This is a genomic window from Brevibacillus halotolerans, from assembly GCF_026891775.1.
Lineage (GTDB): Bacteria > Bacillota > Bacilli > Brevibacillales > Brevibacillaceae > Brevibacillus_B > Brevibacillus_B halotolerans.
Genome location: NZ_JAPTNK010000019.1, coordinates 23,902 through 43,809 on the forward strand (window position 1 = coordinate 23,902; position 19,908 = coordinate 43,809).

Sequence of the window (19,908 nt, forward strand, 5' to 3'; positions counted from 1 at the left end):
AAGAGTATGAATAAAAGACAAAAAGGGATAGCAGGTACTTTTGCCATAATGGCTTTGTTGCTCGGTGGCTGTAGCAACAATAGCGACAATGAAACAACAAATGCTCCCATTGTACAAACGATGAAAGTTGTATCTACTACGAATTCTTCTGGCTTGATGGCATCAGGCAAAATTGTACCCGATCAACAGGTTCAGGTGGTTTCCAAATTGTCCGGTCGAGTAGCAAATGTCAACGTAAAAGAGGGCGATCGTGTCAAAAAGGGAACGGTGTTAGCAACTCTTGAAAACGCTGAGCTAGTACAACAAGTACGACAAGCTGAAGCTGGCATTGTAGCCTCTCAAGCAAAATTAAATGATACCAAGGCAGGTGCACGTCAACAGGATTTGGAGCGGCTAAACAGCGCCTTACAGCAAGCAAAAGTGGGATGGGATGTCGCTCAAAAAACCTATGATCGCATGAAGGCTTTATTTGATACAGGGGCTGTGCCTCAAGCTGAATTAGATAAAGCATCGCTTGCATTAGAACAAGCTAAATCAGGATATGAGCAAACCAAAGCACAGCTTGATTTAGCCAAAGCAGGTGCAACCTCCAATTCTATAACAGCTCTGCAAGCGGATGTAACGCGTCAAAAAGCAGGTTTGGATTTAGCGAAGACAACATTATCTAACGCAACGATCACATCGCCAATCGATGGAATGATTGCGATTCGCAATATCGAGCCGGGGGAAATGGCGGCGCCTAGTATCCCGCTAATGACCATCGTCAACATGGATACAGTAGTGATAAAAGCGAGTGTTCCTCAAGAACAAGTAAATCCTTTGAAAAAGGGACAGACGGTACAGGTTGTAGTAAATAAGGATAAGAAAATGGTAGGAACCATTGATTTTATCAGCCCTGTATCTGATGCAAACAGTACGACTTTCCCTGTTAAAATCAGAGTGAAAAATGACGGTTCGTTATTAGCTGGAATGATTGCTGAGGTCTATTTTGGCACAGATGCTCAAGTAGCTACAGGAGTAGAGATTCCGAAAAGCTCTGTCATCGATCAGGATGGTAAAAAATTTGTTTATAAAGTAGATGGAAATACCGTTCACATGACTCCTGTTGAAGTAACAGAGAAAAATTCTGATTGGTTATATGCAAAATCAGGTGTGACTGCTAACGATCAGATTGTTACACAACCAGCTAAAGATCTACATGATGGTAGTCAGGTCCAAATAAACTAGGAGGCGATCAATTTGTCTGCTTCTAACAACAAGGAGAACGCTTCTTATAAATGGTTGGCGTTGGCTGCTATTGTAATGGGGACTTTCGTGGCCGTCTTAAATAATAGCTTAATCAACATTGCCCTGCCTAAGCTGGTAGCTGTATTTGGTTCCACCACTGATACTATTCAATGGGTGCTGACAGGGTATATGCTTGCTTCCGCGGTTGTGATTCCCATGAGCGGGGCGCTTGGAGATAAGTTTGGTTATAAGCGGGTATTCGTAACCTCACTTGCTTTTTTTACAATCAGCTCAACGTTTTGTGGATTTTCATGGAATGATAGCAGTATGATTTTTTTCAGAGTGGTGCAAGGGTTAAGCGGTGGTTTCATTATGCCGATCGGGATGTCTATCATCTACACGATTATGCCACGGGAACAAATCGGGACAGCGCTTGGCTTATGGGGGATTTCAGCCATGGTAGCTCCTGCTGTCGGTCCTACGTTAAGCGGATACGTCATTGAATATTTCAACTGGCGGTTTCTCTTCTTCATGGGTGTGCCAGTAGGGGTTATAGCGGTAATTATGAGTAGCATGATTTTAAAAGAAACACCACTAAAAAAGGATTTGAAATTTGATTTTCCCGGGGCCATCTTATCTATCATTGGTTTTGCTTCGTTATTGCTAGCCTTATCAAAGGGACAATCAGAGGGTTGGACATCATTGTACATCGTTAGCCTATTATTTGTGGCTGTGTCTAGCTTATCGTTATTGGTCTATGTAGAGCTAAATACGGAGCAGCCATTGATTGAGCTCCGTATTTTAAAGAATGGAACATTCTCACTTAGTTTATTGATTGTTAGTTTTCTTACTATGGGAATGTTCGGTGGTATTTTTATGATGCCGTTGTATATGCAGAATATCCAAGGTTTATCTGCCATGCAGACAGGTATTCTATTGATGCCCCAGTCAATTGCGATGGCGTTAATGATGCCGTTAGGCGGTAAATTATTTGATAAATTCGGTGTTGTTCCATTAGGATTGATTGGATTGACTCTCGCGGGGATAACCACCTTCGAGCTTCAAAATTTAGCTCAGGACACTCCCCATCGTTGGATTGATGTGTTATTAACCATTAGGGGCTTGGGAATGGGGATCTGTATGACACCACTTTCAACAGTGGGGATGAACGCCATCGAGAAATCTATGGTTGGTCGTGCTTCTTCGTTATCTAATCTGATTCGCCAAGTGATGGGCTCCTTTGCTATTGCGATTTTGACAGCACTGATGAGTAATCGGCAAACCTTCCATGCCGTGCGGATCAGTGAAAATATGCAAGTGACAAACGATACAGCAAATCAAATGCTGAGCATGCTATCAGGGGTATATGCACAAAGTGGGGTAGACTCCGCTACTTCAATGGGAGGCGCCTCTGCCATACTAGCAGGTTTGATTCAGAAAGAAGCCTTCACGAGAGGGATTGCCGACACTTTTATGGTATCGGCGTTGCCAATTCTTTTATGCATTCCATTGGTGCTGTTTTTCCTAAAAAAACGAAAAGCACCAGATGATTTCGTAGCAGCAGAAAGAGTTCCTGTTGAAAAACCAGCAGGGGCAACACCTCAAACCTCAGGTACTACCTCTCCTATGGAGGGATAAATGTAAATACAGGCTACCTCAGTTTGTTTTCGCTAACTGAGGTCTTTTTTTTGAGTGGGAACAGAAAGAGAGAACAGCTTCTTCTAAAGGTAGAAGGTAGCTGTTCTCTCTCTTGCGATGGATACAGTCCACTGCTCTGCACTTGTTGGACAAGCTGTTTTCTTACTTAGTAGGCAATGCCCTTCACGCTGTCCCTTTTACTTTATTCAAGAATAGCTAAAACATGTACAGGACAACGTAATTGATTTCGAAATTCTTCAAGTAGCTCAACTGCCGCTGAAAAGATCACACAAGTAGAAGGGCCGCCAGATTGCTTCAGATCAAGAGGAAGAGGAGTAGTGAGACGATATGTAAGCGAGGCACTTGCAGCTAACTGCTCCATTTCATAAGCTATTCCTTTTGAGCCAACGGGCAACAGATCATGAACACCAGGATGAGCACGTAGTTGGATTAAGTCAGCTAGGGAAAGCATCTCGGGATCGTCTAATCGAACCTCATGCTTGGGTCCGCTTTTTGGAATACCTGCACACATGATAGCTTCTTGAGGCTGGGCTGTTCCTGGGGAAAACTGAGCTTGCTGTACCAGCCCAAGTACGGTTATACCAATCCCTGTCTGCGTGGTTGGAATGTTTTCCTCTGTACTTCCTGTAAACTGTATATCCTCAGTGACGCCTGCTTCTTGCGCATATTCCTTAATACCACGGAGAATTTCTTCCCCGTAGCCCTCAAGCTCTACCGCTAGCGTATCGCATATCATAAACGGAGTGGCTCCACAAGCAATCAATTCAAAAAGCGGTACACGAACAGCAAACCGTCCTAACAGATCGGGTGCTATTTGGACGATATCCTGTGGTTTGGTGCCGATGCCGCCATCTGAATCGCAGGCGATAACGATGCTTTGTGCTTCATTGATCCGAAGTAGCGTCAGATCACGTACCTTTTGCAAATGGTGTAATGGATTTGTGAGATAGGGTACTTGCATAGCTGGCTCCTTTACAAAATGAATGATTTGTTTAGAGATCTGGGTGCTTACGTAAGGCAAACAAGGTTACAAAACTGACTGCTTCACGTAATTCCAAGCTCAGAGAATGAGCCAGGACAGGAGGAAAATCATCTTTATACACATGTGATTCCTTTTGCAGAAAAAATCCATTCTCCTGTGCTAGCTGTTTTGCTTCCCAGGGCATGATCGTGTTCTGGATAGTGGCTTTCCCATACAAACGTGGATAGCTATGTGCCCGCGGGCCTGCTGTGGGTCCCAAGACCCCCAGTAGCAGCAATCCATCTGGTTGCAGGATGCGTCGAAATTCTTGAAGGACAACTAGGGGAGAGGAAGTAAACTCCATCGCGTTAATGGATAAGATACCTGCAAAGGATTGGTCTGGATATGGCGTAGCAGAAATATCTCCCTCCATAAATTGTAGAGAAGGAGAATCGGTAAGCAGGTTGGCCTGCTTGGTGGCATAGGCTATCATTTCTGAGGAAATATCCAAGCCTGTTACATCATACCCTACAGAGGCTAGCTTGAAGCTAGCATATCCATCTCCACAGCCAGCATCCAGTATTCGACCCTTGCTGGCAGAAAGAAGCTCTGTAAATAAAGGGAGGATCGTTTTCCGACTGCCCTGTTCCCACATTCCCTTGCTTCGCTCATGCCAATCACCTGCCATTTGATTCCATTGCTCTGAAACAAATGTATTCCACTCCTGCATCGCACTTCGCTCCCTTCAACTATCCTTTTACCTATCATAACTGATTGGAGCAGATAGACAGAAGACTATTATTGATATTGCATGAAAGCGTTTAAGCGTTACTCCATATTCTTGCATGAAAAAAACAGACCATGTAATCTCAAATAAATAGGTTTAAAAATTCAGAATAGTCGGAGGTTGAGCGGTGTGAGCGTAAAAGACTTTTTCCCTATTCAAGATTGGGACTATGTTGAGTTGTATGTCGGAAATGCGAAACAGGCACTGTACTATTACGCAAAGGCATTTGGATTTGAGCCGTATGCTTATCGTGGTTTGGAAACAGGGAGTCGCACTCAGGTCTCTTATGCGTTAAAGCAGAATCACATTCGTTTGGTGTTGACAGGAGCATTAGAGCCTGATCATCCGATTACTGATTTCATTAAGCTACACGGCGAAGGAGTTAAGGACATTGCTCTTCGCGTTGAAAATTGTGAAAAGGCTTACCAGGAAGCGATTTCCCGTGGCGCTACATCTATCATGGAGCCTACGGAATTTAGTGATGAGCATGGAACCATAAAAAAAGCAACGATTGCTACTTATGGAGAAACAGTCCATTCCTTTATTGAACGGAAGGATTATAAAGGGGTGTTTTATCCAGGCTTCCAACCTTATCAAGCTCCGTTTGCCTGTCAGCCTACAGGTCTAATTGGTATCGATCATATCGTAGGGAACGTTGAGGTTATGGACGAATGGGTTGGATTCTATGAGAAAGTTATGGGCTTTACATCTTCCCAAAACTTCAGCGACGATGACATTTCTACTGAATACTCCGCGCTCATGTCCAAGGTTATGCAAAACGGTACGGGGCGAATTAAATTTCCAATCAATGAGCCTGCGGAAGGCAAACGCAAATCGCAAATCCAAGAATATCTGGAATTTAACAAAGGGCCAGGGGTTCAACATATTGCTGTATTGACTAATGATATTTTGACAACCGTTTCACAATTAACGGCAAATGGGGTTGATTTCTTAGGTGTACCGGATACCTATTACGAAAATTTAGCGGAGCGTGTAGGGGCAATTGAAGAGGACATCGAGAATTTAAAAGAGCTAAAAATTTTAGTGGATCGCGATGATGAAGGCTACTTATTGCAATTGTTTAGTAGGCCAGTAGTAGATCGTCCGACATTATTCTTTGAGATTATCCAGCGTAAAGGCAGCCGTGGTTTTGGGAATGGTAACTTTAAAGCGTTATTTGAAGCACTGGAGCGGGAGCAGGAGTTGCGTGGAAATCTATAACAATCCCATAACGAAATAAGCAGGAAAGCCACTTTTTATGTCGGTATGAAAAGTGGCTTCCTTTTTTATAATCAGCTATTTCTTGAAAAAAATGTATATTTTTCTAAAAAAAGCTTTTCAGCTTATCTACAAGTAAGGTATCATAAAAAAAGATTCTGGTTATTTTGTTAAAAATCAGATAATTTAGATTATTGTTATGTGTCTTACATTCTGAAAGGAGGAGCACTTTTTATGAAGCGAAAGTTACTTTCCATAATCATTTGGACAGTTATTTCTGCATTAGGAGGCATTGGATTTGGAGCGTTGGCTTTATCCAAGGGAGAACAGGTAAGCTCTTTTTGGTTATTAACGGCTGCTTTATGTACATATGCAGTAGGTTATCGATTTTATAGCCGTTTTATTGCCCGTAAAATAATGGGCTTGGATGACAGACGAGCTACTCCCGCCGAAATACATAACGATGGCAAGGATTTTGTGCCAACCAATAAGTGGGTTTTATACGGACATCACTTTGCGGCCATTGCAGGTGCAGGGCCATTAGTAGGACCTACATTGGCAGCTCAAATGGGATATTTACCCGGTGCAATTTGGATTATTGTAGGGGTTGTATTGGGAGGAGCAGTGCAGGATTTCATTATTCTATTTGGCTCGATGAGACGCAATGGAAAATCCTTAGGTCAGATTGCCAAGGAGGAGATCGGACCTATTGGGGGCGTCCTTGCGATGATTGGAATACTAGCTATCATGGTTATTCTTATTGCTGTATTGGCGCTTGTTGTTGTTAATTCTCTTACTCATTCTCCATGGGCAACCTTTACGATTGCCATGACGCTACCAATTGCTATTTTGATGGGGTTGTACATGCGCTATTTCCGACCGGGAAGAGTGCTGGAGGCCTCTGTTATCGGAATTGTGCTGTTGTTTGCCTCTCTTTATTTTGGCCAAGCAGTGGCAGAATCGCCTACCTGGGCCCCGTTGTTTGATTATGAAGGTACGCAGCTTGCTATTATGATTATCATTTATGGTTTTATCGCCTCTGTTTTACCGGTATGGTTTTTATTAGCCCCACGCGATTATCTCAGTTCCTTTCTAAAAATTGGTACAATCGCTTTTCTAGCCATTGGCATCGTTTTCACATTACCTAATCTACAAATGCCGGCTTTAACAAAGTTCATTGATGGTACTGGGCCAGTATTTACCGGTAACCTTTTTCCCTTCCTCTTTATTACGATCGCTTGCGGAGCCATCTCTGGCTTCCATGCTCTAGTCGCTTCAGGCACAACGCCAAAAATGATTATCAAGGAAAGCGATGCTCCTTTAATTGGCTATGGGGCAATGTTGACTGAGTCTATGGTTGCTATCATGGCGATGATTGCGGCCTGCGTATTAACACCTGGCTTGTATTTTGCAGTAAATGCACCAGCATCAGCAATCGGAACTGATGCAGTCACAGCGGCAGCTACGATTACCAACCATTATGGCTTCCCAATCACTCCGGAGCTATTAACGGAAACAGCCAAGGATGTAGGAGAGACAAGTATTTTATCCCGAACAGGAGGGGCGCCTTCCTTCGCGTTGGGAATGGCACATATTTTTTCAGGTTTTATCGGCGGAAAAGTCTTTATGGCCTTTTGGTATCATTTTGCAATCCTGTTTGAGGCCGTGTTTATCTTAACTACCATTGATGCTGGAACACGCGTTGGCCGTTTCATGGTACAGGACATGCTGGGCAACGTGTTCCCAAAATTAAAACGCATGGACTATCTACCGGGCAATCTAATCGGGTCTGCTGCTGTGACAGTGGGATGGGGCTACTTTTTGTATCAAGGGGTTATTGATCCATTGGGCGGGATTAAAACACTTTGGCCATTATTCGGTATTGCGAACCAAATGCTAGCGGCAATTGCTTTTGTAGTTGGTACCACGCTCATTATTAAAATGGGCAAGGCTCGCTACGCTTGGGTTACGCTCGTTCCAATGGCATGGCTTTCATCGGCCACCTTGTATGCGGCTTGGCAAAAGATTTTTTCTAATGATATTACGATTGGATTTTGGGCGCATGCCAACTACTTCAAGGAGACTTTAGCGGCAGGACTGTTGCCAAAAGGAGTAACATCCGTCGAAGCAGCCGAGAAAATGATTTTTAATGATATGGTAGATACCATTGTCTGTGCGATCTTTTTACTAATTACAATAGCCATTATTGTTGATGGAATACGTCTATGGCTCTCTATTGCGAATGGAAAGAGATACGAGCTGAAAGAGGAACCTTTTGTGCTAACCAAACGTGATCATAAGGGGAATCTAATTGCTTAACTAGACCAATAAAAAAGCGAAAAACCGCTCATGTGCTGGTTTTTCGCTTACCTTTAGCTTCAAAGGCTTGTTGCCAGTCCGCTTTCAGAACTGTTCAAAAAATGCTGTGAAGGAGAACTATAGGGGTGCGTTTTAACGCGGTTTGGGATAAAGTTCTACATTTTAGGAACAGAGAGCGGACTGACAACAAAACTAAGAAAATGCTCCATCTATATCATAAAACAGTCTCAATAAAGAAATCTATATGTTTACCCAAAGAAATTTCAAAAAATATAGTAAAAAATCATATTTTTTTAGTAGTGGAAATGTTTAATAAAGTTATAGTGGTATTAAAAATAATATAGTCAGTTATGGATATTATGTTGGAAAAGTGAGGTGTGTGAGAATGCGAAAGAAAATAAGATACTGGAAACGGCGACTCAAAAAGGTGCGTTCCATCATTAAAACAATTTTTGGTATGCCCGATTATGATCGTTATCTGGAGCATTGGTATACGACACACGGAGCTCCTGGAATATTTCCGATGACAGAGAAGGAATTTTATCTTTTCGCATTAAAAAACAAATATGAAAGCGGTGAAATGAATCGCTGCTGTTGATGGGAAATAGGGCTATGTAGAAAAAAGGGGGCTACTACACTAGTCCTATTTATTTTTATGCCAAAAAGAACGCAGGAAGATATGTGCCTGAGTCTCATCCTTGTGCAAGACTTCTACATAGGAGAGCCTTTTGTTCGTAAAAAGATGGTAATCTTCAAACAAAGTAGTAGTTACAGAATTACGAATGCGACAGCGGATGCCCTGCTGTTGTAAAAACGTATATAATTCAAATGCTTCCCATTCAGGTCCCTCGTAAACCATGTGATATCGATAAGTACCTATCATGTCCATTATTTTCAGGCTACTAAATAGTACGACTATCAATACAAAAAAGGTCAAGTATAATCACTTCCGTTCTAAATATGTCGCGAAATGGAGATAGTATTACTAGTGTAGCATTTATAATAGATAAACTATTCATCGCCGTTGTTTAGGAATGTAAGGTGTAGGAGAAGGGGAAATATGATACACTAAAGAAAATTGGATGGGTTGGGTGGCGATATCTTTGCAACCGAATGAACTGGAACAGTGGAAAGAATTGGCGATCACATGCGCCAAAACAGCCGGTAAGCTAAGTTTGGAGAAAATGAATCAGCCCTATACAGTCAACTATAAAACCTCTGCTTCTGACTTAGTCACAGCTGTAGATGAAGAAGTAGAGCAGATGGTTATTGATATGATTCTTAAGCAATATCCTGAGCATGGCATTTTGGGTGAGGAAAATCGGTTTCAGGGTATGGCCCCTTCTGAATATGATACCCTGTGGATCATTGACCCTATTGATGGAACAACTAATTTTGTTCATCAGCAAATTAATTTTTCGGTTTCAATCGCCGTGTATCACAAAGGGGAAGCAATTGTTGGCGTTGTCTATGACCCATCACGTGATGAGCTGTTTTATGCAACTAAAGGTGGAGGAGCTTATTTAAACGATCGACAGCTACGTATTCACCGTCAAGTAAAATTAGAGGAAGCCTTACTTTGTACAAGTGTGTTTTGGCATAAACGCGCTGAGCAGATAGGCATCGATGTTATTTTCAAAGAGTTAGCGGGGAAAGTTCGCGGTATGCGCTTGTTAGGAAGCGCGGCCTTGGAGCTATCTTACGTAGCAGCAGGACGACTGGATGGTTACGTCAGCTTGCAATTAAACCCATGGGATTTTGGAGCAGGCAAGCTTATTATTCAGGAAGCGGGCGGTACTGCTACCACAATGGAAGGCAAGGAACTTCCATACGATGCTAAAAGCAGTGTAATGGGATGTAATCCGACGTTTTATGAGGAGCTACAACAGTTTATTCGTAGTAACATGAACCTGATTCGTTCCGCGCAAGATGCAAAAGATCATACATAGGTATTTTTCCATAGCAATCTGCCTTTTTTTCACTTTTATACGCGCTTATCCAAGCATCACATGACCGAAATTCATAGGGTACTAGCAGGAGTATGTGAGTCCATGCATTCTCCGCTACTAGACCGTGAGAAGGAGGAAGGATCATGGGATGCGGTAGAAGAGGTGGTATATTCGGTGGCGGCTTTTTATGGATTATCATTATTATTGTAATATTGGTGTGTTTCTGTGATGATTAATCATACGTAGTTTGCAGAAATAAAAGAGCCTTTCCCTTTTTGGGGTAAGGCTCTTTTTCTACTATGCTCTGTATGCGTAATTCGTTGACACCCGCTCGTCAGTGCAGTCTTTAGAAGCTGTGGATAACTCCCATACGTGAGCAGAATATTCCATCTCAACAATCATACGATTTATCTCTGCGTACAGGCAGCCAACCTCTCGTAAAGAAGAGATACCGGCAGTTTCTATTGATGTGATGAACTGCTGAGATTGTTGCTGTTGTACCCTGTATAACAGATTCAGTAGCTCCTGATGGGCCTCTGCGGACGGATTTGCAACAAAGGCGCCATATGTTGAAATGGCGGCACTAGCATCAAGCAAAGGCTGATCAAGAGTATGCCGAAGAGTGGGGAGATATTTTAATTCCTGAGCAGTATATAGGATACTACATATAGAGATCAACATCTTTTGAACAGAATCAATTTGTTGTTCCAGATAATAGAGCGTATTAAGGTCTTTTCGGTAAAATACATTATATTTTAGGCTTTTCTTTGCATGCTTTAACGAAGCCTCTAGCTCATTATTCCATTTTAAAAGGGAGGCAGGATCGACAGTCGGAGTAGTTGCACCATCAGAGTGATTATTTAATGCAGTGGCCATAATTGTTAATGTCTGTGCTAATTGCTTACAAGATTCGGCATGTTTTTTTTGAACAGTAGGAACATAGTTCTCTGGTCGAATGACCATTTGAATGAAAACAGCCACGATTGCTCCGATAATGGTTTCTAAAATCCTGCCAGTCGAATAACCTTGCATTTGTTGAAAGGTCATTACCATCACAGAACTAACACCGATTTGTGAAATAATTTGTGGATTTAAGCGCAAAGCGGTAGCGGTACCCATACCTACCAACAGAACAAGGACGAGACCTAATATTCCATTTTCAAAATAAGGAAGAATAATAATACTAGAGACAACTCCGCCAATGACACCAATTACACGATAAATTCCCTTTTCCAGAGTGTCTGCAATGGTAAGTTGCATGGTTAATACCGCAGCAAGCGGAGCAAAGTAGGCAAAATGATTGCCGAACAATAATGAGGCGATCAACAATGACAAGCCGGATGCTAAGACGGTTTTACACACATGAAACGTGAGACCAAAGCGAGCGCACCAATTCATACTGCGCTGCACCATGGAACTCACCTCCTTGTTTTTCTAAGCTGTTTTAGTGTTTGTTACAACCATCATGGTAAACCAAAAATGTTGATACAAATGCTTATAATTTTGACAGATTTTCGATAAAGTTCTTCTTTTCACAATTATAAGCGTTTATTCATGAATGAAAGCGAATACATTTACAAACATGTGCATTCTTCGCATTTTTGTACAGGAGAGCTTGCTTCGATATGCTAAAATAAAGGATATCTTTTGACAATCAGCTAAAATGAAAAAAGCGGAGTCGAAGATAATATCTGTTACTGATGTTGGATTATTTTGAACAATATTACTTTTATAAGGTTGAACATAATTAATAAAGGGGCGAGGCGATTGAACGATTGGCGCATGTACACAGATGAACGCAAAGAAGAAAGAAAACATGTGTCTTGGCACGAGGTGCTGCGAGAAATTGCGAGCTTGGATGGGAAAATGAGAACGTTGGTACATGCTGCCTATGGCGACCATGTTGATTTGGTTGTGTCGGGCGGTGATGAAGGATACGTCTTAATTCAATGGAAAGAGTATGCACGTGACATCAGTCATTATGTACTAACCACGAAGCAGGGTGATGCGGAAGTGGCGGGAAGAATCATCACCGTAGAAGGAGAAGGGTTGTCAGTACCAGCAGATTGGGCTATTTCACTTGAAAAGGCCATTCCTTTACTTGGGGATTTGTTGCAAACCTGCGAGCAAAAAGAGAACGTAGATTTGCAATGGTTATTACTGGAGACAGAACCTGGGCAAATGTCTTAGGAGCATCAGACATAATCTTTGAATTTCGCCATACTATTAGTGTAACAGGAGGGAAATTCGCTTGACCCTTGCACCATTGTTCTCATCTGTGGGTATGATGGCTGTCATTATTGGAATAGGGGCAATGATTGGTCGAATGAAACCAGTCACTGCTGATGCTCGCCAATTGTTAATTACCATTGTTCTCAATGTAGCCGTTCCATGCATCATTCTCAACGGAATTTTTCACACACAGATGAACCAGCAACTCTTGCATCATATTTTTCTCATCTTTTTTATTGCTGTTGGTCTAAGCTGTCTTGGAATGCTTCTTGCTTTTTTATTTGCAGTCCTATGTAAGGTGCCGATCAATAAGCGAAAAGAATTTTCCTTTATTGCTGGACTGGGCAATACCGGATTTATCGGGCTTCCTTTGTGTGTCGGGCTGTTCGGACCGACAGGGGGACTGCTTGCGGCAGTCTACGATGCTGGGCTTGATCTGGTGCTCTGGACAATCGGTGTTATGGTTTTGAAGGAAAAAAAAGGATGTACATGGAAGAATATGAGGAGCATCGTAAATATTCCAATGCTGGCTATTGTAGTTGGGATGGTTTTGGCATTAATGGAATGGCAACCGCCAGAGATGGTTAAATCACTTACTGCCATTTTATCTTCTATAGCTGCTCCCTTAGCCATGCTGTACATCGGTTTATTAATTCCCGATCTGTTGGTACGTAAACAACAAACAGCACAAGCACTCCCCATTTTAAGTTTGTCTATGCTTGTTAAGATTTTCTTGTATCCAGTCATTGTTGCTGGTTTGCTTTGGAGCTTTCACTTAGCGACAGAGATTAGCCAAGTTACTTTAGTGATGGCAGCAATGCCTACAATGACGCTAGCCTCCATGTTATTCGCCAAATACGCGGCTGATGAAGATTTAGGAGCGATGGCGACCGTTAGTTCCACAATTATCAGCTTCGTTACCATTCCTTTAGTTGTTATGTTAGGTCAATTTATCTTGTCTGTATCACTTTTTTAAAGTGCGTAATCATGTAGAAAAAATATAAAAAAAGAGCCTATATTACCACTTGTTTGATTCATGAAGCGATTTTTATGTTATAATGAAAATGTAACTTTACAATGAAAGGATCGGATAGTGATGTTACCGCGAAGGACAATCTGGAAACGGTTTGATCTCTCAGATACGTAGCGTAGTAGTTAGAGCGTTCCACTCTTGATCTGTGAACACTAACTACGAAAGAGAGATGCTTTATGATACAAGCAAGCGATCCTGTCAGGACCTGCTTCGTAGTTAGTGGAGAAAGTGACTAACTAACTACGAAAAGAGGAAGCCTCGATGAGGACAAAACCATACCAACAAACCTTCATGATTTTACTGGGAACTTTTTTATTGGCCTTTAGCTATTACCACATCAACTTTCAGAATAATTTAAGTGAAGGTGGATTTGTGGGGTTATCATTACTTGGAAAATACGCTTTTGATTGGTCACCGTCTATTACGATGCTAGCATTAGACATTCCAGTCATTTTAGTTGCAATGATGATCAAGGGACGTAAGTTTTTGATTAATACCATTGTAGCAGCGACATCGTTTTCCTTTTTCTATGAACTATGTGAGCGTTTTTCGCCGCTAGTATTTGACTTTAGCAATGCCATGTTGCTCGCTGTTTTATTATCTGGAATCAGCACAGGCTTCGGTCTAGGATTGGTTCTTAGATTCGGTGGGGCAACAGGTGGAGACGATATTTTGTCTCTATTCATAAGTAAGTTGACGGGTATGTCAGTAGGTACCGTTTTATTAATATTTGACGTCCTTGTGTTATTGCTTTCGTTATTTTTCTTGCCAATACCTCAAGTCTTGTACACGCTTCTAGCAGTTTCAATCGCTGGTAAAGTGGTTACATGGACCTACGAATATGGTACAAAAGAAAAACAAACGAAGCTGGCACACAGTGCGGCGTAACGAAAAAACCAGTTAATAAGGTGAATGTTAGTCTGCTTGGCAGCTAACAATGCCCTTGTTAATTGGTTTTTTTATAGAAAATGTTTGACAATGATAATGAGAACCAATATCATTTTAAGGGAAGGTACTATCATTCAGGATATTATTGCGTGACATCGAAAGGAAGATGATCATGGTTCGCTTACATACACAACAGTTAAACATTGGCTATAATGATAATCTCATTGTGGAAGACTTAAACATATCATTACCTGATGGAAAAATCATTGCTCTGGTCGGAGCAAATGGATCAGGTAAGTCTACCATTCTAAAAACGATGGCACGTCTTTTGAAACCGAAAAAAGGTGGAGTCTTCTTGGATGGTAAATCCATTCACCAACAGGATACTCGCAAAGTAGCCAAGGATTTAGCTATTCTGCCGCAAAATCCAGTAGCTCCAGATGGACTTACTGTAGAAGAATTGGTTTCTTATGGACGCTTCCCTCATCAAAAGGGTATGGGGAGCATGACGCCAGAGGATAAAAACATTGTACAATGGGCACTGGAAGTTACCGGTATCAATGAGTTTGCTACAAGAGGAGTCGACCAATTGTCAGGTGGTCAGCGTCAACGTGCATGGATTGCAATGGCGTTAGCCCAGCAGACGGATATTTTGTTCTTGGACGAACCAACGACGTTCCTTGACATGGCTCACCAATTAGAAGTGTTACAGCTCCTAGCTAAGTTAAATACAGAAGAGAAGCGTACGATTGTTATGGTTGTTCACGATCTAAACCATGCTACTCGTTATGCCGATCATGTTATCGCTATTAAAAAAGGGAAAGTAATGGCTCAAGGGACCCCTGCTGAGGTCATGACGCATCAAATGCTGTGGGATGTATTTGGCATTGAGGCTGACATTATTCCAGACCCTCGCAGTGGTGTTCCTCTATGCATTCCATACGGATTGGCTTCAGGAAGTGTTTCTGGTAAACCAAAGAAAGATAGTGTCATTTTAGATTCAAATGAAGAGAACGCGACCTTGGCTGTAGCGCGTTAGCACCACAGATCACCAGAAGAATCTCAAAAGCAAAGAGCTTGTTTCCTCGAAAAAATGAAGAGGTGACAAGCTCTTTTTTTGTAAAGGATTTCCTACATAACCCCGTTACAGGAGAGTGTGAGTCCCCCCAGAAGAATTATTTTTGAATATCTGCTAGAACACCATCCCATAAGGAAATGCGGCTGGTAAGGGATTGAATAGCTGTTGCTTCTGCTTCTTTCCATTTTTGGGCATCTTCTTTACAAAGAGAAGCAAGAAGTTTTTCAGCTAAAGGTCCATGTTCATCTCCATCTAGCTCAATGTGACGATTTAGATAATACAACAGGCAAGCAGGAGCTTCTCCTTTGGAGGTCAATTCCTGTACAAGTACCTGAAACATGTCTGGTATAATATCTTCACGACCAAAGAAAAAGGCAGCACAAACCTCGTGGGTTCCCCCCTCTTTAGCCAAGTGAAGAGTTTGTTTTACAAAACGCTGTACACTGTCAGGAGCGTTGCATAATGCTAGAGCTTCATCAGGAGAAGTACCCTTTTCTAGCAGCCCCAGAAAATGCTCGATCTTAGATGTATCAGCCCCTACTTCCTTCATAGCCTGCAAGTACAGCTCAAAGTGACTGGTAAAGCCGCCATTGCCATCTTCATCAGTTTCTTCTCCGAGTACAATTTCATTAATGAAACGAGCATATGCAGCATGAGGAGCAGGAAGCCAAGGTACACTTGTGCAAGTTACATCTAATTGTAAACGTTTTAATAAACTCATAAAATCCCATACAGCGAACACATGGTGCTCCATAAAGGTACGAACGCTTTCCGGTGTCTGCATAGCAATCGAAATTGGATGAGAAATCAGTTGTTGGCGAACCACGTCAACCTTTGGCATGGACATAAGTGTTGTCATTTGAAAACTCCTTTGTTATCGAGCTTAGTTGGTAAAATCTTCTTCGTACCTATAATTATCGCATAAATAAAAATAGGCAAAATAGCAGTGTGACAATTGTCACTCATTTGCCTTATTTATGTAGCCAATTGGTAAAAATTATGGGTAAATAGTAATATCAGCATGAAGCGAAAAAAAGATAATAAGATGTAGGTAAGAAAATGAAACATTATGGGGAATCTTTAAGTCAAACAAGTAGCATAAGAAAAATGAACAAAGTAACAATAGCGGAACCTGACGAAAAAAGCGAAGGGATTGAGTACAAATGTTACGAAAAACGACAGCAGTAGCCGTAATGGGGCTTACACTTGTAGGCTCAGCTATACCAGGCATGGCTCAAGCAACAGTAAAACCGGTGTCCACTTCTCTTATGATAAATCAACAGAAGGTAATCAAACACTCACCATTGATTAGTGTTAACCAACGGACAATGATTAACCTACAGGAATTAGGTAATATAACAGGTGGTCAGCTCACAGAAAAAGCAGGAACCTATCAATTGAAGGTTCAGCAGAAATCTCTGATATTTCAGACAGGTAAATCTACTGTAACGGTGAATGGAAAAGAACAAAAGGTAGAGCAGGGAGCTGTGCTTTATCAGGGCAAGGTGTATGTGCCCCTGCGCTGGACAATGGAATCCTTATCCGCACAAGTAAAGTGGGATGGTAAAGCGGATGAAATTCAGGTTACAAATCTACCCGTGGTTCAGGGAGAAAAGCCTGCTTCTACCTTCCAAACACTGACAGAAGAGCAATTAAGCGCGGAGGAGAAAGCTTTTATCGAAAGCGTTAAAGGGGAACGCGGGGTTCATCAACAGGGTGATTTATATGTGATTGCCTATGGAGAAGCTCCTAATCCTGGGTATGGCTTAGTTGTGGATCATACGGAACAAAGCTGGGAAATGCTAAAAGTATATGTAAAACAGACCAAGCCAGAGGCAAATAAAATGTATCCGATGGTCATTAGCTACCCTTATGTCGCGGGTAAGATCAGTACGCCACCTTATACAACGGTCACCTTCTATGATGTAGATACGGGCAACGTGCTATTTGAAGGGGATAAGAACACACCTCAGAAAGGGAAGTAAGGTGTATTGCCTGAGGAGAACTTTGAGAGAAACTTTATAATAATCGAAAACGCATCCGACTACTCAGGATGCGTTTTCGCTGTTACGTTTTATCAGCGGTGTAAGTGTTCCATACGTCAATACACGCCAGCCCCATTCTAGTGGACCCATGGTAAAAATCGACAACCATAGGTAGCTGGCTAGCATTTGTAGTGCATAAATACCAAGACAGATTAGCGTAGTTTGCAAATGGCCCAGCTTGCCTGAAAGATTACATAAATCACGCAACGCGATAATGATCAGAGTTTGCCCGATATAGTTCGTTAAAGCCATGCGACCGTAATATTTTAAGGGAGCTAACCATTTCTGCACAGTTGTTTGCTGTAGCAGGCGGATAATGCTAGTTACATAAAATACAGCCATCACGAGTCCAACAAAGACAATGCACAGGCCGTAATTGTGTAAGGCATGAATATAGGAGTCATCGAAGTCAGTTGAAGCTGTTTTTGTCAAGAGCACATATTGAACAAAAAGCCCGATTATCATGAGAATGAAAGAAACCATTTGCCATTGCTTTATCTTGGGCATAAAGCCTGGAATATTTCGGAAGACTCCGTATTGTCCGATAGCAAGCCCTAACAAAAATAATGGGAAAACAACAAGAATCTTTCCTCCCAAAATAGAGGTAGGAATAAGCAGAAATAATGAAAGCAGTAGATTTTTTTTGGCCGATAAACGATAAAAAGGCAGTAATACAAAGCCAAAAATAGCATAGATGAATAATGCTTCTCCCGGCTGCAATAGCTGATGAAGATATCCAATCGCGAATAGGACTAGCAACCGGCGAATAAATAGCAATGTACTTTTGTGCCCTTTTGCTTGAGAGCGGCTTTTAAAAATATAAAATCCTACTCCAAATAAAAATGAGAAAATAGCAAAAAACCGAGATTCTACGGTGAAGTTAAGCATGTGCTCAATAAAAGCATTTGCACTGCTAACAGGGACTGATTGTACTTTCATTAAAGCCAAGATATTAACAAGAAGAATACCCATCAGAGCAAAACCACGAAGATAATCAAGGGTATCGATCCGATCTTTTTGTGTGAAATCGTTCATTACTTACTCCTTCTTTTGTGATGTCATCTCATCTCTAATTTACTATAAGGAAATGCAGTGTTTCGTAACATCGATCCAGATTACCCTAAGCTTACAGGTTTGTAAGCATAAAAAAGGAACCAACTGGTGTATCCCAGCTCGTTCCTTTTTTATGTATACAGAAAATGAAATGGTTACTGAGAGGCGGGAGAATACGCGTCCGACTCAGATTCTGGCTCTGGTTCTGGCAGGTGATGCACTCTGCCTACATAGATCGCTAAAAGACCGAAGCACAGTATGCCACTGATTATAAATGGCAAGCTATGTGAGAAGGTAAAGAGCCACCCAGCTAAAATGGGACCTGCAATTCTCCCCATGGTATCCATGGCGCTCATGTTCCCGGATGTAGCCCCCTGTCCATCGGGCGTACGTTGCGAAATCATGGCGGTGTTGGTAGTTCGCATCATACCTTGACCTAGACCAAATAAGCAAAGGGTGAGTGCAAATTCTAGGAAAGTAGAAGCGAGTAAAACACAGAAGAATCCTAGAACATAAAAGAATATTCCTGTAGCCAGCAATTTTGATTCACCAAATCGTTTTACTAATTTGCCAATCCCGCCCTGTAAACTAGCAGAGATTAAGCCCATGATAAGAAACATATAGCCCATGTCCTTGGAGGTCAGATTGAATTCATATGATATGTATAAAGCAAAGACCGTCTCCATCGCTGCAAAAGCAAGGGATGTAACCAGCATGATCTGATACAATAATCCTAAGTTACTAAAAATGGCTCCCAATGAACTGATAGGCTTTTTCTTAAGGTATTTACCGCGCTTTTCCTTGGGCAAGCTCTCTGGAAGTAAAACCCATGTAAAAACGAATGTAATAAAAGCTAGACCTCCTGAAACGAAGAATGGCAGTGACAAGCTAACGTCTCCTAGGATACCGCCGAGCGCGGGACCGAATACGAAGCTAAGACCTACACCTGCTCCTACAATCCCCATTCCTTTTGCCCGTTCCTTTGGCGGAAAAATATCAGCTACCATTGCTGTGATGGTTGGGATACCCGCAGCGGAAGTAATCCCAGCAAGTACACGGTAAAACAGCATTTCGTAATAGCTACTTGAAAATCCAAATAGAATAAAGCTGGCAGAAAATCCAAATAGGGCTAAAAGGATAAACGGCTTTCGTCCATAGCGATCCGATAAGCGTCCCCAGATGGGAGCAAATATAAATTGCATGATATTATAGCTGGCAGATAATATCCCCAATTGCGTTGTGGTCGCCCCGATTTCCGTAACGAAAAAAGGCAATATAGGGATAATAATTCCAAAGCCAAGCATCATTAAAAAGATAATGCTAAAGAGAAGGAAGAGATGTTTCTTTTCCACAGGAAAAACCTCTTTTCTATACAATAAAAAAGTTCAAGCTACTCTCCACCATACGAAATGGACGGAAAGAAGTCAAGGCGAGAACTGGGGTCTGATGCAGTTGACAT

Annotated in this window: 18 protein-coding genes; 11 read left to right on the top strand and 7 right to left on the bottom strand. The window is 41.8% G+C overall.

Annotation, left to right across the window (positions count from 1 at the left end; translation table 11 throughout):
• The first annotated feature begins 6 nt into the window (after positions 1 to 6).
• Entirely contained in the window at positions 7 to 1,227 is a 1,221-nt protein-coding gene (locus O0550_RS19705) for an efflux RND transporter periplasmic adaptor subunit (RefSeq protein ID WP_035318653.1), read from the top strand.
• Between the two features lie 12 nt (positions 1,228 to 1,239).
• Positions 1,240 to 2,865, top strand: a complete 1,626-nt coding sequence (locus O0550_RS19710) for a DHA2 family efflux MFS transporter permease subunit (protein WP_258427113.1) — start codon at positions 1,240 to 1,242, stop codon at positions 2,863 to 2,865.
• Between the two features lie 202 nt (positions 2,866 to 3,067).
• Here O0550_RS19710 and O0550_RS19715 read toward each other — a convergent pair whose 3' ends face one another.
• Both O0550_RS19715 and O0550_RS19720 read right to left on the bottom strand, forming a co-directional pair.
• Positions 3,068 to 3,847 carry an AIR synthase related protein gene (locus tag O0550_RS19715; protein WP_003334756.1) on the bottom strand — a complete coding sequence of 260 codons (780 nt, stop codon included), beginning with the start codon at positions 3,845 to 3,847 and terminating at the stop codon, positions 3,068 to 3,070.
• A 31-nt stretch (positions 3,848 to 3,878) separates the two neighbouring features.
• Complete coding sequence (locus O0550_RS19720) at positions 3,879 to 4,577, bottom strand: class I SAM-dependent methyltransferase (protein WP_258427114.1); 699 nt, start codon at positions 4,575 to 4,577, stop codon at positions 3,879 to 3,881.
• 186 nt (positions 4,578 to 4,763) lie between these two features.
• Here O0550_RS19720 and hppD point away from each other — a divergent pair, with 186 nt between their 5' ends.
• From hppD to O0550_RS19735, 3 genes are all read left to right on the top strand, one after another.
• Positions 4,764 to 5,855 carry a 4-hydroxyphenylpyruvate dioxygenase gene (gene hppD, locus O0550_RS19725; protein ID WP_258427115.1) on the top strand — a complete coding sequence of 364 codons (1,092 nt, stop codon included), beginning with the start codon at positions 4,764 to 4,766 and terminating at the stop codon, positions 5,853 to 5,855.
• 231 nt (positions 5,856 to 6,086) lie between these two features.
• A complete protein-coding gene (locus tag O0550_RS19730) occupies positions 6,087 to 8,171 on the top strand; it encodes a carbon starvation CstA family protein (RefSeq protein WP_258427116.1) in 2,085 nt (694 codons plus the stop codon).
• A gap of 385 nt (positions 8,172 to 8,556) precedes the next feature.
• The gene (locus O0550_RS19735) at positions 8,557 to 8,769 is read left to right on the top strand and encodes a CstA-like transporter-associated (seleno)protein (RefSeq protein ID WP_003342413.1); all 213 of its coding nucleotides are present in this window, start codon (positions 8,557 to 8,559) and stop codon (positions 8,767 to 8,769) included.
• Between the two features lie 45 nt (positions 8,770 to 8,814).
• Here the strand turns inward: O0550_RS19735 and O0550_RS19740 are convergent, their stop codons facing one another.
• Complete coding sequence (locus O0550_RS19740; protein ID WP_258427117.1) at positions 8,815 to 9,108, bottom strand: hypothetical protein; 294 nt, start codon at positions 9,106 to 9,108, stop codon at positions 8,815 to 8,817.
• Between the two features lie 145 nt (positions 9,109 to 9,253).
• Between O0550_RS19740 and O0550_RS19745 the strand changes: the two genes are divergently transcribed.
• Complete coding sequence (locus O0550_RS19745) at positions 9,254 to 10,120, top strand: inositol monophosphatase family protein (protein ID WP_003342415.1); 867 nt, start codon at positions 9,254 to 9,256, stop codon at positions 10,118 to 10,120.
• 297 nt (positions 10,121 to 10,417) lie between these two features.
• On the opposite strand, the gene O0550_RS19750 is transcribed toward O0550_RS19745, so the two are convergent.
• A complete protein-coding gene (locus O0550_RS19750; protein ID WP_096887633.1) occupies positions 10,418 to 11,533 on the bottom strand; it encodes an FUSC family protein in 1,116 nt (371 codons plus the stop codon).
• Between the two features lie 354 nt (positions 11,534 to 11,887).
• Between O0550_RS19750 and O0550_RS19755 the strand changes: the two genes are divergently transcribed.
• The 4 genes from O0550_RS19755 (at position 11,888) to O0550_RS19770 (ending at position 15,312) form a co-directional block, all read left to right on the top strand.
• On the top strand, positions 11,888 to 12,310 hold the full coding sequence (locus tag O0550_RS19755) for a hypothetical protein (protein ID WP_258427118.1): 423 nt from the start codon (positions 11,888 to 11,890) through the stop codon (positions 12,308 to 12,310).
• Between the two features lie 61 nt (positions 12,311 to 12,371).
• A complete protein-coding gene (locus O0550_RS19760; protein ID WP_258427119.1) occupies positions 12,372 to 13,328 on the top strand; it encodes an AEC family transporter in 957 nt (318 codons plus the stop codon).
• 318 nt (positions 13,329 to 13,646) lie between these two features.
• On the top strand, positions 13,647 to 14,273 hold the full coding sequence (locus tag O0550_RS19765; protein ID WP_258427120.1) for a YitT family protein: 627 nt from the start codon (positions 13,647 to 13,649) through the stop codon (positions 14,271 to 14,273).
• 172 nt (positions 14,274 to 14,445) lie between these two features.
• Positions 14,446 to 15,312, top strand: coding sequence for an ABC transporter ATP-binding protein (locus tag O0550_RS19770; protein WP_003334772.1), 867 nt, complete (start codon positions 14,446 to 14,448; stop codon positions 15,310 to 15,312).
• 136 nt (positions 15,313 to 15,448) lie between these two features.
• Here O0550_RS19770 and O0550_RS19775 read toward each other — a convergent pair whose 3' ends face one another.
• Positions 15,449 to 16,210: a DUF3050 domain-containing protein gene (locus O0550_RS19775; RefSeq protein ID WP_003334773.1), complete on the bottom strand. Its 762-nt coding sequence runs from the start codon at positions 16,208 to 16,210 to the stop codon at positions 15,449 to 15,451.
• A 304-nt stretch (positions 16,211 to 16,514) separates the two neighbouring features.
• Here O0550_RS19775 and O0550_RS19780 point away from each other — a divergent pair, with 304 nt between their 5' ends.
• The gene (locus O0550_RS19780; RefSeq protein WP_181748943.1) at positions 16,515 to 17,336 is read left to right on the top strand and encodes a stalk domain-containing protein; all 822 of its coding nucleotides are present in this window, start codon (positions 16,515 to 16,517) and stop codon (positions 17,334 to 17,336) included.
• 63 nt (positions 17,337 to 17,399) lie between these two features.
• Here O0550_RS19780 and O0550_RS19785 read toward each other — a convergent pair whose 3' ends face one another.
• Both O0550_RS19785 and O0550_RS19790 read right to left on the bottom strand, forming a co-directional pair.
• The gene (locus O0550_RS19785; RefSeq protein ID WP_258427121.1) at positions 17,400 to 18,431 is read right to left on the bottom strand and encodes a DUF418 domain-containing protein; all 1,032 of its coding nucleotides are present in this window, start codon (positions 18,429 to 18,431) and stop codon (positions 17,400 to 17,402) included.
• Positions 18,432 to 18,604: 173 nt separating this feature from the next.
• Positions 18,605 to 19,801 carry an MFS transporter gene (locus O0550_RS19790; protein WP_003334776.1) on the bottom strand — a complete coding sequence of 399 codons (1,197 nt, stop codon included), beginning with the start codon at positions 19,799 to 19,801 and terminating at the stop codon, positions 18,605 to 18,607.
• Between the last annotated feature and the right edge of the window lie 107 nt (positions 19,802 to 19,908).

Bases quoted from the DNA above. Each gene is read 5' to 3' on its own strand.
- O0550_RS19705 (WP_035318653.1), top strand. From the start codon at position 7: ATGAATAAAAGACAAAAAGGGATAGCAGGTACTTTTGCCATAATGGCT.
- O0550_RS19715 (WP_003334756.1), bottom strand. From the start codon at position 3,847: ATGCAAGTACCCTATCTCACAAATCCATTACACCATTTGCAAAAGGTA.
- O0550_RS19720 (WP_258427114.1), bottom strand. From the start codon at position 4,577: ATGCAGGAGTGGAATACATTTGTTTCAGAGCAATGGAATCAAATGGCA.
- O0550_RS19730 (WP_258427116.1), top strand. From the start codon at position 6,087: ATGAAGCGAAAGTTACTTTCCATAATCATTTGGACAGTTATTTCTGCA.
- O0550_RS19735 (WP_003342413.1), top strand. From the start codon at position 8,557: ATGCGAAAGAAAATAAGATACTGGAAACGGCGACTCAAAAAGGTGCGT.
- O0550_RS19745 (WP_003342415.1), top strand. From the start codon at position 9,254: ATGGGTTGGGTGGCGATATCTTTGCAACCGAATGAACTGGAACAGTGG.
- O0550_RS19750 (WP_096887633.1), bottom strand. From the start codon at position 11,533: ATGGTGCAGCGCAGTATGAATTGGTGCGCTCGCTTTGGTCTCACGTTT.
- O0550_RS19765 (WP_258427120.1), top strand. From the start codon at position 13,647: ATGAGGACAAAACCATACCAACAAACCTTCATGATTTTACTGGGAACT.
- O0550_RS19770 (WP_003334772.1), top strand. From the start codon at position 14,446: ATGGTTCGCTTACATACACAACAGTTAAACATTGGCTATAATGATAAT.
- O0550_RS19775 (WP_003334773.1), bottom strand. From the start codon at position 16,210: ATGACAACACTTATGTCCATGCCAAAGGTTGACGTGGTTCGCCAACAA.
- O0550_RS19780 (WP_181748943.1), top strand. From the start codon at position 16,515: ATGTTACGAAAAACGACAGCAGTAGCCGTAATGGGGCTTACACTTGTA.
- O0550_RS19785 (WP_258427121.1), bottom strand. From the start codon at position 18,431: ATGAACGATTTCACACAAAAAGATCGGATCGATACCCTTGATTATCTT.